Source organism: Pelatocladus sp. BLCC-F211 (assembly GCF_041928655.1).
Classification (GTDB): domain Bacteria; phylum Cyanobacteriota; class Cyanobacteriia; order Cyanobacteriales; family Nostocaceae; genus Pelatocladus.
Genome location: NZ_JBHFLM010000141.1, coordinates 1 through 16,389 on the forward strand (window position 1 = coordinate 1; position 16,389 = coordinate 16,389).

The 16,389-nt window shown below is 41.4% G+C and carries 11 protein-coding genes; 2 read left to right on the forward strand and 9 right to left on the reverse strand.

Translation table 11 applies throughout. The features are described from left to right. Positions 1–1,078 precede the first annotated feature (1,078 nt). Positions 1,079–1,204, reverse strand: a complete 126-nt coding sequence (locus tag ACE1AT_RS17155) for a hypothetical protein (RefSeq protein WP_374870414.1) — start codon at positions 1,202–1,204, stop codon at positions 1,079–1,081. 685 nt (positions 1,205–1,889) lie between these two features. Here ACE1AT_RS17155 and ACE1AT_RS17160 point away from each other — a divergent pair. Continuing rightward, a complete protein-coding gene (locus tag ACE1AT_RS17160) occupies positions 1,890–2,738 on the forward strand; it encodes a hypothetical protein (RefSeq protein WP_374870416.1) in 849 nt (282 codons plus the stop codon). A 90-nt stretch (positions 2,739–2,828) separates the two neighbouring features. Continuing rightward, positions 2,829–3,098 (forward strand): hypothetical protein, encoded by a 270-nt coding sequence (locus tag ACE1AT_RS17165; protein ID WP_374870418.1) that lies wholly within the window; start codon positions 2,829–2,831, stop codon positions 3,096–3,098. A 413-nt stretch (positions 3,099–3,511) separates the two neighbouring features. Here ACE1AT_RS17165 and ACE1AT_RS17170 read toward each other — a convergent pair whose 3' ends face one another. The 8 genes from ACE1AT_RS17170 to ACE1AT_RS17205 all read right to left on the reverse strand — a co-directional run bounded on the left by ACE1AT_RS17170 (position 3,512) and on the right by ACE1AT_RS17205 (position 16,387). Further along, a complete protein-coding gene (locus ACE1AT_RS17170) occupies positions 3,512–7,093 on the reverse strand; it encodes an NB-ARC domain-containing protein (RefSeq protein WP_374870420.1) in 3,582 nt (1,193 codons plus the stop codon). A 1,006-nt stretch (positions 7,094–8,099) separates the two neighbouring features. Continuing rightward, entirely contained in the window at positions 8,100–8,444 is a 345-nt protein-coding gene (locus ACE1AT_RS17175; protein ID WP_374870422.1) for a hypothetical protein, read from the reverse strand. A 295-nt stretch (positions 8,445–8,739) separates the two neighbouring features. After that, positions 8,740–9,930: an MFS transporter gene (locus tag ACE1AT_RS17180; RefSeq protein WP_374870424.1), complete on the reverse strand. Its 1,191-nt coding sequence runs from the start codon at positions 9,928–9,930 to the stop codon at positions 8,740–8,742. Between the two features lie 101 nt (positions 9,931–10,031). Next, positions 10,032–12,725, reverse strand: a complete 2,694-nt coding sequence (locus ACE1AT_RS17185; protein WP_374870426.1) for a glucosidase — start codon at positions 12,723–12,725, stop codon at positions 10,032–10,034. A 127-nt stretch (positions 12,726–12,852) separates the two neighbouring features. Next, a complete protein-coding gene (locus ACE1AT_RS17190) occupies positions 12,853–13,620 on the reverse strand; it encodes a glucose 1-dehydrogenase (RefSeq protein WP_374870428.1) in 768 nt (255 codons plus the stop codon). Positions 13,621–13,921: 301 nt separating this feature from the next. Next, positions 13,922–14,503, reverse strand: a complete 582-nt coding sequence (locus ACE1AT_RS17195; protein ID WP_374870430.1) for a flavodoxin domain-containing protein — start codon at positions 14,501–14,503, stop codon at positions 13,922–13,924. A gap of 34 nt (positions 14,504–14,537) precedes the next feature. Next, complete coding sequence (locus ACE1AT_RS17200) at positions 14,538–15,458, reverse strand: class I fructose-bisphosphate aldolase (RefSeq protein ID WP_374870432.1); 921 nt, start codon at positions 15,456–15,458, stop codon at positions 14,538–14,540. Then, positions 15,458–16,387, reverse strand: a complete 930-nt coding sequence (locus ACE1AT_RS17205) for a Cof-type HAD-IIB family hydrolase (protein ID WP_374870434.1) — start codon at positions 16,385–16,387, stop codon at positions 15,458–15,460. The genes ACE1AT_RS17200 and ACE1AT_RS17205 overlap by 1 nt, the downstream gene beginning before the upstream one ends. Positions 16,388–16,389 lie beyond the last annotated feature (2 nt).

Here is a 16,389-nt window from a genome sequence, read left to right on the forward strand (position 1 = left end):
ATTGTGGATTGTTACTTTCTGATAGAGCTTTCTGTAAACTTTCTTTCTGTGATTGATTCAAGTATCCTTGAGCAGGCATAGTAGTAGCTTCACGAGTTTATCCAGTTTACATTTTATGCAAATTAGGTGTGGAACAGCTTACCAATTCTCTGTAAAAATGAGCTTAGTAATTACAGTAAGTGTTTGGTGTTGATCTCACTCGAAGATAGAGAGTACAGCATCTGTGACAAGTTAGAACCCCGTGTTACCAATCGCACAGATAGGGAATGAGAATACTAATCCTCATATACCCTTAAACCCTTGAATCTCTACACCCAGACATATAGTTTCTGATATAGTTCACTAACTTTGTGCTTAAGTTATCGATCTTAATTAGACAATTTTTCATTGATTCTTAGAGAATCATTTATGACAGTAAGTCCAAACTAACTAAATTAACCAAGTTAGTTGCCATGTATTCAAGAGTTATTGTCAAACTATCTCTAAAAGCACTTTGGTTTGATTTCAACAACTTCCAACTTGACACTATGAGTTATCTAGCCAGATACATCTCACTTGTCTAAACTTTTTCTATCTCCCATTATATTTGCATTTCCGTGACTTGAATCTACTCTAGTCTAAGATAGTTTACAAATTAAAATACTTTTTTAATTTGTAATTCTAAATATAAATTGATTTGACAGGAGTGATACTCATCTGAAGAGTTAACTCTTGTACAAAAAATCTGGAACAAGAACGAACGATGCGTATCAATATTACGTATCTTCTGGTCAAAATGCTCGAAAATTGCATTTCTAATCCAATTTTCCGCAATATTTCCAGTACTATTGCTTCTTGAGCAATGCTACATGACCTGAATCTCTGACAAATGGTAGATGTCAAAATCGGAAAAGTTGCTGAATATAAATTTAATTAATATTAAGCAACAAAACGCAAAATAGTGTAATATTAGTTATAAATAGATGAAAAACACAATACTTAACACAGTTTTTCATTCTATTTCCCTAGCTACCTTCTTTTTTGGTTAGTTTACTTTAACTCTGGTTAGCTTATGAAGCATCTGTTATGCGTGTATCAATCAACGGTTAGCAAAACAATTAAATAAGGTAGTAGCTGTTGAACTAATAGTACCTGCTCCAGTCATCCGATTGTAGATATTAGATTTTGGATTGGTGTCATGAATCAACATAGGGGCTTGTACCATGAGGAATTATCGCTAAAAGTAATCCTTGATACAAAGACAACGCTGACAGATATAATACCAAATCGGTTCTACTACCAAAACTTTAGAACCCAATATGCATGAGAGCATTGGCTAAATGCAGTTTTGAGAGCATTGGCTAAAACTTTAAGAATTTATTAGCAAACTCTTACGGGTTGTGACACACCCTAATGAGTAATAATCGACTCTTAATAAGTGCTTTGGTACTTTTAGACTAATAGACTTTAGTAAAAAAGTTCTTTGGTACTTATAGACTAATAAATCTTAAATGCATATATCCAAGTACAGCGTTGCTAGTAGTCCGCCACACCAACTTTGCAGTGTTCGTAGTGAGCGCTTAAGCGCTCATAAAGGACTAAAGTCCTCACTACAAACCCTTTAAAGTTAGCTTGCCAAATCACTAGGAATAAATTGCATATAGAATTTGGGAGCAAAACATTAGCGAAGACCACTTTACTTTCCAAGTTGCTATGAACACACAACATACAGTTGACAAGATACGCCGCTTTTGGGATTTGAGACAGAAATCTTTGGGAATAACGCACAGATCCCAAGGTATGAGGTGTTTGATGTGACTATGCATGATGGTAGTTATCTCAGCCTAGCTACAGGTGGAGTTGAGTAATCAACTTATGAGCAACAAATTTATTAGCAATGGAAGTAAATTATGAAGTTTTCAATGAATCCTATTGCACCTTTTTTAACTGATATTAAATCAGCGCAGATTGCACCTGAGAAGGTAGATATTGCAATTACCAAACCTATTCCCGACGCTGATCCCCATGCGGGAAACTTGGTTAGTGCAGATAGCATAGCTCAAACTCAGAAGTTTTTAGATAGGGCAATAGTATTAGCCTGGAAGCATGTAAAGTCGAACCGCAGACCACCAGCCCTGACCCGCACACGTTGGGTATGGCGACTTGCAGGTGCATACCATTCCAGCCGCCATACCACACGACTGATGGAAGAAGCCGCTCGACGCTTTGCTGCATCTGGTCGTAATATTTTAGCACAGTGGGCTGCACAGAAAGCTAGAGAGGAAGCAGGTCACGACCGACTCGCTCTGCTTGATATTCAATCAATGGGATATGACGCAGAGGCTGTGGTAAAAGCGCTTGTTCCATCTCCTATACAGGCTTTGATAGATTACTTTATCCAAACTGTCCAGACGAGCTATCCAATTGCTTGTGTTGGTTTTTTCTATACAGCCGAACGCTTAGGGACATTTATAGGGGAAGAGTACATCCAGAATGTAGAGGCTTTGCTACCGTCTGGTACTCATGCCACACGGTGGCTACGGATACACAGTGGTGTTGGTGCTGAAGTCAAGCACGTAGAGGAGACAGTAGAGGTTGTTGCAATGCTTACTCATCAGGAACGTAACCGTGTAGCGAGAGCTTGTTATGAAACTTCATTGTTGCGTTTTACTCCACCCAAAGAGGAGTATATATCAGACGAGGAGCTTCAGAGTATATTGAAACCGCTAGAGTTGAATACTTGCTACGAGTGTAACTGATTTTCAGAAGCTCAATCAATGACTTGGTAAGCAAGAAGAGCTTTTTTCTGACAGTCTTAACTGTAATTTTTATTCTACAAGGAGATAAAAATGCTATTTCGCATCTTAGATTTTGCATTTTCGATTTTAGTATCGCTAGGGTCGGGTTTCGCCAATGAAGCTGTTTCTTCAAAGATCCTTCCTAATGGAATGACGACTGCAACTATCGAACAGCAGTCTTTGGAGGAGGATCTGACCAGCAACCTCCTTGAGATCAGTTTCGATGTATTGAATGACATTGAACTTGATGATTTAAAAAGTATCGTGACCAATGAGTTCGCGCAAGGATTACCAAGCGATACCGAATTTAGTACTATGTAATTCGGCTTATAAAGCAATACGGTTCAGATAAACCCACAATCCTTTGTGAAGACGCAAAATTTCGCGTCTTTACAGATCAATTTCTCCTAAAAAAAATCCTTAACCTGAAGTTCCCCTTAGCAAAAAGCACTGATACTTACGTAGAGCGGCTTTCAAAAATTTTTTGTTCTGCTTTGGTGGGTACAAATTGTCAAAGGGGCTTGCGTTGGTGCAGCGTATCGCTTTGCGACTCAGCGAGTTTGAGGTATTAAACCCCGCTCTTCTAGTGTACCACAGATATGCAACTAAATCGATATTATACATGGGTACAGCAGTTGAAATTAAAAGCCTGGATTTATTGTACAGCAAAGCCTACAAGCTTTTTTAGTACAAATACATGGGGGAACTTCAGGTTAGTGAAACATCTACCAGTTTCACATAGCTGCTTGCGGAGGCTGTTTTTCTGTAACAATTGCCCCCAAAACTTTCAGATCAGCAATAGTTGCTGTAGTTAAACCTATAACTCCCATAATGTTCATCCGTTCATAGGGTTTCTCTGCTTTCAAAATTTTTAAGCATTTACCTATTGTAAGATCCCACAGTCTAATTGTCTCATCTTCACCGCTGCTTGCCAAAGTTTGATTATCCGGACAAAAGGTAACTGACCTGATCCAACCCCCTTCATGTCCTTCCAAGACTTTGAAGCATTTACCAGTCCTAACATCCCACAATCGAACTGTATGATCTTGACAACTACTCGCTAGTATTTGGTTGTCTGGACTAAAGGCAACTGAAAGTAACCACCCCGTATCTACCTGCAAAAGTCTAAGACATTCACCATTGCTGATACTCCATAACCTTAACGTTCTATCTGTACTGCTACTCGCCAACAGATCACCATCTGGACTAAAAGCAATTGACCAAACCCAATTTGTATGCCCCTCTAGGGTCTTAAGGCACTCACCAGTGTTGACATCCCACAACCTGATTGTTTCTTCTAATGCGCTACTTGCTAGCATCATCCCTTTAGAACTAAAGGCAACTGACCAAACCTGATTTCTATGTCCCTGGCAAGTTCTCAAAGCTTTACCCGTGTTGACATCCCACAACTTCACCGTTCGATCTTCACTGCCACTTGCTAAAATATGACCGTCAGGACTAAAAGCTACTGATCTAATCGCAGCACGGTGTCCCTGGAACATTTTGAGGCATTGGCCCGTGTTGACATCCCACAACTTCACCGTTCGATCTTCACTGCCACTTGCTAAAATATGACCGTCAGGACTAAAGGCTACTGACTGGATCGCAGCACAATGTCCTTGGAACGTTTTCAGGCATTGACCTGTACCGACATTCCACAATCTCACCAAAGAATCGTGACTGCCACTTGCCAATGTCTGCTCATCCGGACTAAAGGCGAGTGAAAGTACCTGATGAGTATATCCCTGAAAACTTTTCAGACATTCACCAGTCCTAACACTCCACAGTCGTACCGTCTGATCGTAACTGCCACTAGCTACTAGATCCCCTCGTGGACTAAAGACAACGGAATATACCCAACTGAAATGTCCATAGAACATTTTGAGACATTCACCAGTGTTAATACTCCATAGTCTTACTGTCTGATCAAAACTGCCACTGGCTAGAATATCACCTTGTGGGTTGAAGGTAAGTGAATATATTTCACTGGAATGTCCTCGGAACATTTTGAGGCATTGACCAGTACTGACATCCCATAACTTTATCGTCCAGTCTTCACTGCCACTCGCCAGCATTTGACCATCAGGACTGACAGTTATTGTTCGTATTCCATCACGGTGTCCTCGGAACATTTTGAGGCATTGACCAGTACTGACATCCCACATCCCAACTGTATGGTCATCACTGCCACTAAAAAGCGTTTGCCCATCCGGACTAAAAGCAACGGAACATACCCAACTTGTGTGTCCTTGAAATGTTTTGAGACATTGACCTGTGCGAATACTCCATAACTTTATTGTGTAGTCATCACTACTACTTGCTAGCGTATCACCATCCGAGCTAAAAGTAACTGACCAAACCTCATCATCATGTCCTTGTAAGTCTTGCAGGCATTGACCAGTACTGATATTCCAAAGTTTTACAGTAGAGTCAATACTCCCGCTAGCAAGGGTTTTGCCATCAGGACTAAAGGCTATTGATGTTACCCAGTTAGAATGACCTTTACAGATTAGAAGTTGTTTCCAATCCGAAACTTGGTACAAGCGAATCTCCCCATTCGTATCACCCAAAGCCAAAAGTTTGCCATCAGGACTAAAGGCTACTGATATCACACCACCAAAAGTTTCAGTAAAAACAGACTTAGCTAAATTAGCATTTTGAAAATTCACATCGTGTAATTTTACATTCCGCAAGTCCGCTTGCCAAACACTCAAATTAGAAAAATCATAGCTGCTTATATCTACTTGTAGTTGACAAAGCAAATTGAGAATGTTACCAGCCGTATATGCTGGTTCTAGCGGAGATTCTTCCCGCTGCTTTGCGAGAATTTGAGTTAATTGATTTACGAGGTTTTTTTTGCTTCTAAAGACAGTGAGCAGTCCATCAATTACTGGTTTAAGGATAAGACGAATTTGACTTTCTATCACATAGTCTTTCGCTGTCGCCTTCATCAAAGCATGGCATCTGAAAAGGCCAATATTCCCAGTTTCAATCTCTTCACAAACCTGATCTATCAATCGATTAGTTACATATTCCATAACTACAGGTTGTAGTGTGAAGACGGCTGCACTTTTCTCAAAAATCGTAGGTGTAGCCTTCTCGATCAAAGATCGTCGTGCTAAAGACTCTAGTGCTTCTAGTATTTTTTTTGACGGGATTGACGAAACAATATCTTCTTGCAATTCTAATAGCGAAACTGGCTCACGATTAATTGCCAGCCAATACATAATATCTATTTCTAAATTTGATAAACGCTCAAATTGCTGCTCTAAGAGATCGTTAATATCGCCAAAAACGGCTGCTTCTTGTTGCAAAAATTCTGCAATATTACCATCAAATAAATCTTGAATGGTTGTAGCAACTACCTTCAAAGCTAAAACATTACCTGCATAACGTTCGATGATTTTTTTAAATTCTAACTCGGAAGCAGATATTCCTTTGATTTTAAAAATTTCTTCGCCATCTACCGATTGTAGACCTCTGACCACGAATGAGCGGACAGGTAATGCTTCCCCTTCTAGTGACACAACATCTTTAGGTTTTTCTCTACTTGTCACGATCAAGCAGCTTTGGTGATCTATTTCTCCTACCCGTTTAAGTAGCTCCCCATACCCCTCGTATCCTTCTTGATAAGTTCCAGCTCGACGACCACTGCATAGAATCGACTCCATATTATCTAGTATCAGCAAACATCGTTGCTGACGCAGATAATCAATCAACCGTGATATTCTGTCGCCTACAGTCTCTGGTAAAAAGGCTTCCGTTTCTTGACCGTCAGATAAAAACCCAATCAAGTTAGCCAGAATAGCGTTCACAGGTGGAGCTTCTCGGAGCGATCGCCAAATCACATACTCAAAATGTTCTTTAATCTTTTCTGCAAATTTTACGGATAAGGCAGTTTTACCAATTCCCCCCATTCCTAATACTGCCACTAATCGACAGTGTTCCTCAAGGACTAATTGCTCTAAGGTCGCAATTTCTTCTGTACGTCCATAAAAAGCTGATACACAAAGTGCTTCTCCCCAATCTTGGCGCTGGGATGGGTCTGAGTTTGTATAGCAAGTTTTATCAAGTTCTATGTTGAAAGCCTGAAAAAAAAGCTCAAGTGTCCGTTTGTCAACCCCTCCTTCTCGACCTAGAACTTTGGAAATTGTAGCAGTGTTTATTCCAATCCGTTCACTTAAGTCTTCGAGAGTGTACCTATTTCCGAAATTATCGTTTGACTCAGATGCAAGCTTGGCATATTGGAGCTTTTGCAATCCCTCTGGAGTCAGGATCAGACCGCGTTTGCGCTTCTGCTTTGGCTGTTTGATCACAATTACCTACTGCTCAGATGTAATTTTTACTACTCTAAATTGCTAATTTCTACTTGCTAACCCTTAGTTTTCAATACATCCAAAGGAATAATTCTAAAATCGCAAAAATTAGTTTGTATTTGGAGGAACACCAAATATGGACATACCTATTATTTGGATAAACTTCGTAGTTTACGTCTTTCAAGTCATGTCACTATCTTCCTATGTATGGATGAGTCTGCTATATTTTTTAATTAAGTATAAATATTTCATTAAATATTATGGTAACATAGTAACACAAAAAGTCTTTACTCACCTAAGCACTTTATTTTGTTGAAAGAAAGGTTTAATAAGTTTGTATGGACTTTACCAAATTAAGACGAGAAGCACTAAGTTCCGTATCTTCAGCCAGCAAAGGTAGCGAAAACAGCCATTTTAATTCCGCAATATTATCTATTTATCTTGTGCGAGAATAATGGTATAAATGATTTTGAAAGAGTCAACAACATAGTCATTTACGACATCAAAGTCAATAAATTAATAAAGAGTACTGTGCAATCGATAAAGCTATTCGCATATCCTAATTAATTCAGAATAAGTTTTTTCATGACTGCATGGATCACAAGGATATAGGTTAAGTTATGATTCAATAAGTGTTGTACATTTCTGGCAGTTGAATTCTACTTTGCTTAGGAACTCGACTCAATTTCCAAGAGTTGGGTAAAGAATCTACGATCTAACTAATATCAATACCTAACCCTGATTGGTCAACTTTCTGGCAATCCTTACAGTATTTTGCTTAATCCAAAAATTAATGAGCGTTCCGTCTGAAGGACGAAACATGAGCGCTGAATATTTTCTTAATAGAAGGGGCTTTATGAATACAACAAATTAGCACAGTTCTTCTAAAAGAAAATCGCTAGCTTAGAAATTGTGTTTTTTACCCCGATGTCGTCAGGGTTTTAGACAATATTGCTTATTAATAAAATATTTATGATACTAAATACCGATGCTTTTAACAAAGCATTTAAGTTTTACATCCACATTGTCGTAAAACTGTGTCCACCCATTCCTGGATGAGTGCATACAGAACAAAACGTATTTTGAGTCGTTTGTGCGTGCAAAGAATTTTGAATCTAAGTTTTAAAGATTTTGAAATATATCCCTTAATATCCTCAGATTCTTCGTTAAGCAAATCATCATAAAATTCAGGAATAGGCGCTCCTGCTTGTATCCATTGTCTGATCAAATCTTCCAGCACGGCACTCATTTGTAATTCTTTTTGTACGCAAAGAACTTTGAACTGAAGCTTGAGACTTTTGGGAATAGCTCCTTTAACAACAGCAAGTTCCTGATTATTTTTATTAGCCACAACTTCACAGACTTTCTTTTAAAAAAGTTGATATGCACACAAGCAAAGCGTAGAATGCAAGTCTGACAAAACAGGAGAGCTTTTAGATAAAAAATATACTTTTAAATGGTTGTTGTACACATTTGTAATGCTAACTGATAAGCATTTACAAAAGAATTTACAGCAACATGAAAGCTCTTGCCGTAATGGAGTGACAAGAGGGCTAAAAAAAGAATACTGCTTATCCAATTGCTATTGATGAACTGAAAGAGAAAGAACACTTGCCCAAGGAATATGAATTGCGGTATACTCGATACTACCGCCAACGCAAGAATAGAACTAAAGCGACTCCGGTTAAGATGAGCATCAACCCGGAAGCTAAACCATATGTTGCACCAAGACCTACGGAATAACTAAGAGGTTGACTCAGCAGAGGTGATAGAAATTGTCCTAGAAAGAAAAATGTAGTGATACCGCTCAGAACCCTGCCTCGAAAAGCATCAGGAGTTACAGAGGTTAAGCAAAGATTCATATTAGGCATGAGTAGCCCTAATCCTAAGCCCGCGATCGCTAACCCGATCAGTACTACAGTATAGCTAATCGCCCAGCTGATCAATCCATAACCAAGAGCAATATTAATAAAAGCAATACCATAAATAGCATTAAACCCTAAACGAGCCTTGAATTGGCGATAGAGAATAGAGCTAATCGCTGAAAATAGGGTTGATATAGCAATCGCCAAACCACTTTGGGAAGGGCTTGCATTAGCAATTTGCTTCAAATAAAACGGCAACTGGGTGGGAATGAGGTAGAACACTATCTGTGTAATTAGAGCAATACCATAGGTAAGCACCACAAGATTGGTAGGAAATTGCTGTGGTGTGTTGGTAGCATTGCTTGCTGTTTTGGGTTGGTTCCGTTGTGGTTCTGGTAGAAAAACTGCTGTGAAAGGTATAAAAACTAATGCCATCAAGTAAATCAAAAATGGCGATCGCCAATTCTCATCGGCTAGAAAGCCACCTACAGAAAGGAATAGGACTCCTCCCAAACCCATGAATCCTGCTTGTAAACCCAGGAATTGCGCTCGTGCAGGTCCACTGTAATAGTCAGCAATTAAAGTGGTTGCTGTTGTCATAATTCCTGCAACACTAATACCCAAGAAAGCTCGACCGACCAAAATTGATTCCAGATTGCTCAGTACAAATCCCGAACTCCCTGCAATCCCGTAAAGAAGTAATGCGAATAGAAGCAAAGGTTTACGCCCTAGTCGGTCAATTGCAATCCCAACAAAAGGAGCACCCAGAGCAATAAACAAAGCCGGGAGAGTCAGCGCCAATCTTACCAAGTAGTCTGCATTGGGAACTGCTGTAAAGTACTCCCGCATCGCTGGTAGAGAGGGAGCAATCGTTGCTCCCGCCATCACGGTAAGCGTACTGATCAATAGCAAAGTGAGCTTTACAGGTAACAAGCTTGTTTGTTCCTGAATTGTTTTTGCCAGTCTCGCCATATTTGAAATCCTGATGGATGATTAGGTTTATAGAGTATGATGCACTTTGACAATTTTTACCAGTAAAGTTCTTTAAGTTAAGGCACAATTTACTGACATTTTTAGGAAGTTCTATCTCCGCTATATTCTGCGTACTGCTGAATAAGTTTTGCCACTAAGCCCGTCCAGCCGGTTTGGTGGCTGGCACCAATTCCAGCACCGTTATCACCATGAAAATACTCATTGAAAAGAATCAGATTGCGCCAATGAGAATTTGTTTGGAACGTTTCTGTACCGCCATAAGCAGGTCGGCGACCAGATGCTTCCGGCAAGAAAATCTGAATTAGCCTTTGAGATAACTCAGCTGCTACCTGCCAAAGCGTCATCATTTGACCAGAACCAGTCGGACACTCCACTTTGAAATCGTCGCCCAAGTAATAGTGGAACTTTTGCAGAGATTCAATAATCAGATAATTTATGGGGAACCAAATTGGCCCACGCCAGTTAGAATTGCCACCAAATAAACTCGTGCTAGACTCAGCAGGTTCGTAATCCACCCGGTACTCTTGACCATCTATTGCCAGGATGTAAGGATGAGATGCATGAAATTTAGAAACAGCACGGATACCATAGAGACTTAAAAATTCTGTCTCATCCAGCATTTTTTCCAGTATGCGGCGGAGTTTATCTTGATAGGCGATCGCTAGCAGTCTTCTAGCACCAACACCAGGTGTTTGCATACAAGCAACATTTCGGCTCAAATCAGGACGATTGCGAATAAACCACTCCAGACGTCGTTTAAAACCTGGGAACATCTGCAAATCTTCTGGTTCCAAGGTAGCAACGGCAAAAAGTGGAGATAACCCTACTACTGAGCGTACCTTCATGCGACAATGATGACCGTCGGGCAAATGCAGCGCATCGTAGTAAAAACCATCAGCCTCATCCCATAAAGCGATTTCTTCCTTGCCAATGCCATCGATCGCATCAGCAATATATAGGAAATGTTCAAAAAACTTGCTGGCGATATCTTCATAGATTGAATTATCTTTTGCTAATTCTAGGGCGATCGTCAGCATATTCAGACAATACATCCCCATCCAGCTAGTGCCATCTGCTTGATTAATGTGTCCACCTGTAGGAAGTTCAGCACTTCTGTCAAAAACACCGATATTATCTAATCCCAAGAAGCCACCCTGAAAAACATTCTTTCCTTCTACATCCTTTCTATTTACCCACCAAGTAAAGTTGAGCAGCAACTTTTGAAACACACGTTCCAAAAATTGTTGATCAGTGCGGCCATATATTTTTCTTTCTATCTGATAAATACGCATGGCAGCCCAAGCGTGAACAGGTGGGTTGACATCACCAAAAGCCCATTCATACGCCGGAATTTGACCATTAGGGTGCATGTACCATTCCCGCGTCAATATATCCAATTGGTACTTGGCAAAATCTGGGTCAATCATTGCCAATGGAAGCAAATGAAATGCCAAATCCCAAGCCGCAAACCAGGGATATTCCCACTTGTCCGGCATAGAAAGAATGTCATCGTTAAATAGATGAATCCACTCATGATTTCTGCCACGCTTGCGTTCGGGTGGTGGTGACGGATTTTCTGGATCGCCTTTAAGCCATTCCTCAACTACGTAGTAATAGAACTGCTTACTCCACAACATACCAGCAAATGCCTGTCGTTGCACGCTCCGCATATCTTCAGATAATTGGAAAGGACAAATGCGGTGATAAAATTCATCTGCTTGGGAGATCCGATTTTGAAAAATTTCCTCAAACTCATTACCGAACGGTTCTACACCTTCTTCTTGATAAGGACGCGATGGAGAGATGTCACTCAACCGCAATCGCACTATTTTGGTTTCGCCTGCACCGATTGACAATTTATAATCAGCTGAGGTTTTAGTGCCGATCAAATTGGGATTGACAGCTTCTTTTTGACCATGTACTACATAGTCGTTAATTCCATCTTTGACGTAGGGAGAAGCATTACTCACGCCAAATAATCTTTCATGATTAGTTTCATTTTCGGTAAAAAGTAATTGGGTTGTACCCTCACAGTACAGCCATCTATCTCCTAGCGTTGGATGGGAAGCTTCTATGATGCTGAAGTCAGTGTCAGATTTGAAAACTTTTAGAAAAGGTTTTGCTGGCTTTTCTTTACTGGAGTTCCAAGACCAGGTATTCCGAAACCAGAGAGTTGGCAAAAAATCCAGCGTTTTTGCTTCTGGCCCTCTATTGGTGATACTAACTTTAATTAAGATATCTTCAGGTGAATTCTTCGCGTATTCTACAATTACATCAAAGTAGCGGTCATCAGCAAATACACCTGTGTCGAGCAATTCAAATTCTGGGTGATTGCGACTTCTGTGGCGATTTTCTTCGACTAATTGGGCATAGGGGAAAGCGGCTTGGGGATACTTATAAAGACATTTCATGTAAGAGTGTGTGGGAGTGTTGTCTAAATAGAAGTAGTATTCTTTGACATCTTCCCCATGATTGCCTTCAGTTCCAGTTAAACCAAACATTCTCTCTTTAAGAATAGTATCTTCACCATTCCAAAGAGCGATCGCAAAACAAAGTCGTTGATGATTATCCGAAATTCCAGCAATCCCATCTTCTCCCCATCGATAAGCACGGGAGCGAGCTTGATCATGGGTGAAGTAGTCCCAGGCTTCCCCAGTGGTGCTGTAATCTTCTCGCACTGTTCCCCACTGGCGTTCACTTAAATAAGGACCCCACCGCCTCCAGTATGCCGTGCGATCGCGTTGGGCTGCCAACCTTGCTTCTTCTTGAGTCATTCGATTTTAGATTTTAGATTTTAGATTTTAGAATTTACTGCACTTAGATCATCTGGGAGCTTTATTTGTAGCAACTTACTTAATTGCTTATTTTACCTACTTCTGCACTAAAGAGAATTAAAACTGACTACTGCTCCTGATAATTCCAGAGCAGTCCGCCATCTACAAAGAAAGTTGCCCCTGTCACATAATCAGCATCATTAGAGGCTAGAAAAGCGACCACTGAAGCCACATCTTGTGGCTTACCTAAGCGACCCAAGGGAATGTTCTTGAGTACGGCATCCAACTTCTGTGGGTCATTCAAAAGCTTAGTATTAATAGGGGTCTCAATAGCTCCTGGTGCAACGGAGTTGATTGTGATTCCCAAAGGCCCCAACTCAATCGCTAAGTTACGTGTCATCATTTTGACGCCACCTTTGCTAGCACAATAAGAAGTAAAATGTGGGAACGGGAGTTCTTCATGCACTGAACTGATGTTAATAATCTTTCCAGTCCGTTTAGTCTCAATCAGGTGCTGGACAAAGGCTTGAGTTGCAAAAAACACACCTTTGAGGTTGACATTAAGCACTGCATCATAATCTGTTTCTGATACTGACCAAAAATCAGCGCTCTTTTCAATGCCAGCGTTATTAACTAAAATATCTAGCTTGCCGAAGTGTTGAATACCCGACTTAATCAACTGATGGACTTCGCTGACTACACCTAAGTCTGCCTGAATAATCAAGCCAGAGCTTCCTGTGGCTTGTACTTTAGTTAGAGTTTCCTCAGCACCTTGGCGATGGCTGCGGTAGTCGATCACGATATCTGCGCCTTCTTGAGCAAGACGCACTGCAATAGCTTGACCAATTCCTTGACTGCTACCAGTTACCAAAGCTACTTTACCTTCAAGCTTCATCTCTATATTTCCTTTTAAAACAGGGTGATATCTGTTCAGATTCTCAGTAAAAGAAGGTTATAGATTGGAATCACTAATACTCCACCAACTCAAAATTACTCGCTCATTCTTGTTTGTAGTAAGCGTTACCTTATGGGAACGCTACGCGTACAGCGCTTAAAAAGGACTAAAGTCCTTACTACAAACTATGCAAAGTTGGCGTGACAGAGTATTAATGCAAATCTACAACCTTCTTTTATCTGTTAGTCTTTAACGCTCTACATTGTTTATTGCAGTTACATCTTCTTGCGTTGTTGTCGATTTAAACTGAAACTGGAGTTGGCTTGGCAAACAAATCCTGACCTTTAAGGACAGAAGCGATTCTAGATACATTTGCTCCGTGGTATCTTGCAACTTCGAGTCTCTCTTCGGTCACACCGGTTTGCTCCATCTTCTCACCAGCTGATCGTCCGTAAGGTCCCCACTGTAGTCCTGCTAAATGGTAGCCTGGGGTATTTTTGGGAAGAGGCACTATAACCATCCCCATCTGAGCAAGGTTATTTAGCAGAGCCACCATGGTGAGTTCACACCCACCTCCAGCATTTCCATAGCCACCGCCGGTAGTAAATATTGCTCCAACTTTGCCAATCATGCTATCTTTCATCCAAACTCGGCCGCACACTGTATCGATAAATTTTTTCACCCGCCAATCTGGACTTCCCATGTGAACAGGTGTTCCAACAATAAGTGCATCAGTGGCGATTAAGTCATCTGTTGTGGCTTCTTCTGCTAACTTGATTGAAACTTGAGTTCCGGGAACTGACATCGCACCTGAAGCGATCGCATCAGCCATCTTCTGTGTATTGCCGTAGTCTGTTGCGTACACTATTAATACATTAGTCATTTTGATCTCCTTAGTTTTGTTGAGAGGTGAAAAATTAAGCAACTTCTTTGTAAATCTCTATGATGGCGTTGAGCAGCTGCAACGCATCAGACTTGGAGCGCTGAAAGGAGTTGCGTCCGATAATCGAGCCAAACCCGCCACCATAGTGGATAGAGCGGATTTCATCAAGTATTACTTCATCGCTTTCGGTTGGACCACCAGAGAAGATAACAATACGTCGGCCATTGAAAGTACACTGTACTACATGACGTACTCGCTCAGTCAGTGTCCCAATCGGAATTTGCTCTTTTTCGTAGACTTTGCGTGCTGCCTCTTGCTCGATATGTGCAGTCGGCAATTTGACCTTGATGATATGTGCGCCGAGTTGAGCAGCTATTTGTGCAGAATAACCGATGACATCAATAGCAGTTTCACCCTTTTTGCTCAAACCAGACCCACGAGCGTAAGCCCAAATCACCACTACCAAACCACAGCGCTTGGCTTCTTCGGCGTAGGCGCGGATTTGTTGATACATTTCCATTCGATGTGTTGAGCCAGGGTAGATAGTAAAGCCAATGCCCACACACCCCAAGCGCAGTGCATCTGCCACGCTGCCAGTCAGAGCCTGTTTAGGGTCTTGCTCATCGAGCAGAACATCATGGTCGTTGACTTTGAGAATTAGGGGGATCTCGCCAGCAAATTCCCGCGCTCCTGCTTCCAAAAAACCCAAGGGAGCAGCATAGGCATTACAGCCAGCTTTGATCGCTAGCTCAAAGTGATAGTGAGGGTCATAAGCAAGTGGGTTAGGGCCAAAACTACGTGCTGGCCCATGCTCAAAACCTTGATCTACCGGCAGGATAACCAGTTTACCAGTACCCCCAAGCTTGCCGTGATTCAGCAGTCGGGACAAATTGGTTAGTGTTCCTGGATTATCGCTACCATACCAGTTCAGGATTTCTTGTACCGATTTGTTCATTATGTTTCTGCTCCCATCTGATAGAGTTCTTTGGGGGTGTAAGTTGAACTCTGGCTATTTAAGATGTAGCGTTCTACTGCGTTGGCGAAGCCTTCATCTTCATTGGAGGTCGTCACATGTTTGGCGGCACACTGCACCTCAACACTGGCATTACCCATGGCGATGCTCAGACCGCTTTTCGAGAACATTGGCACATCGTTGGGCATATCCCCGATAGTTGCAATCTCTTGAGTAGGAATTGCCAACATCTGTGAGAGGCGCTCGATGACAAACCCTTTATTAGCACGTGGATGAGTTACGTCCAGATAATAAGGTTGCGAGCGAGCAGCAGAGACTTGCTCTGCACCATCTGAACTTGCGCCAGTTTCGCAACACACCTGTTCTCTAAATTCTCGCTGGGTTTCAGCTTCACACCGTGCTACTGCCTCTAGATCGTCGCTAACACCGACAATCTTTGCTACGTTTTCAAGTAAATGATCAAATCTTGGCACTACCGTTGGTGGGAACTTGATCGTCCATGCTTCGCGATCAACGTGGGGGGCGTGGCGATCGCGTACAAACCAGTCGCGATCGCTGTAGATCCAAACGTCTAGACCATGGGAATCAATAATCTCGACAACGCGCTTGGCGATCGGCGCACTCAGAAGATTTTGCTCAATAATTGAGAAATCTGGTCGCAGAAAAATTGCACCATTGAAAGCCGCAATGGGTGCTGTCAAGGCCAGATCGTCGATGAGTGTTTTCATACCGAGGGGCGGACGCCCGCTTGTGATTGTAAAGGTGATATCCGCCACACGCAACTTAGATACCGCATTTTGAGCAGGCTCGGTAAGCACTTTTTCTTTCGTGACCAGCGTACCGTCTACGTCGGCAACCAAAAGAGAAATTTTAGGTTTTATTAGCCATAAATCGTCATTTTTTGTACTCATGA

Bases quoted from the DNA above. Each gene is read 5' to 3' on its own strand.
- ACE1AT_RS17200 (WP_374870432.1), bottom strand. From the start codon at position 15,458: ATGAACAAATCGGTACAAGAAATCCTGAACTGGTATGGTAGCGATAAT.
- ACE1AT_RS17155 (WP_374870414.1), bottom strand. From the start codon at position 1,204: ATGGTACAAGCCCCTATGTTGATTCATGACACCAATCCAAAATCTAAT.
- ACE1AT_RS17160 (WP_374870416.1), top strand. From the start codon at position 1,890: ATGAAGTTTTCAATGAATCCTATTGCACCTTTTTTAACTGATATTAAA.
- ACE1AT_RS17190 (WP_374870428.1), bottom strand. From the start codon at position 13,620: ATGAAGCTTGAAGGTAAAGTAGCTTTGGTAACTGGTAGCAGTCAAGGA.
- ACE1AT_RS17195 (WP_374870430.1), bottom strand. From the start codon at position 14,503: ATGACTAATGTATTAATAGTGTACGCAACAGACTACGGCAATACACAG.
- ACE1AT_RS17180 (WP_374870424.1), bottom strand. From the start codon at position 9,930: ATGGCGAGACTGGCAAAAACAATTCAGGAACAAACAAGCTTGTTACCT.
- ACE1AT_RS17185 (WP_374870426.1), bottom strand. From the start codon at position 12,725: ATGACTCAAGAAGAAGCAAGGTTGGCAGCCCAACGCGATCGCACGGCA.
- ACE1AT_RS17165 (WP_374870418.1), top strand. From the start codon at position 2,829: ATGCTATTTCGCATCTTAGATTTTGCATTTTCGATTTTAGTATCGCTA.
- ACE1AT_RS17205 (WP_374870434.1), bottom strand. From the start codon at position 16,387: ATGAGTACAAAAAATGACGATTTATGGCTAATAAAACCTAAAATTTCT.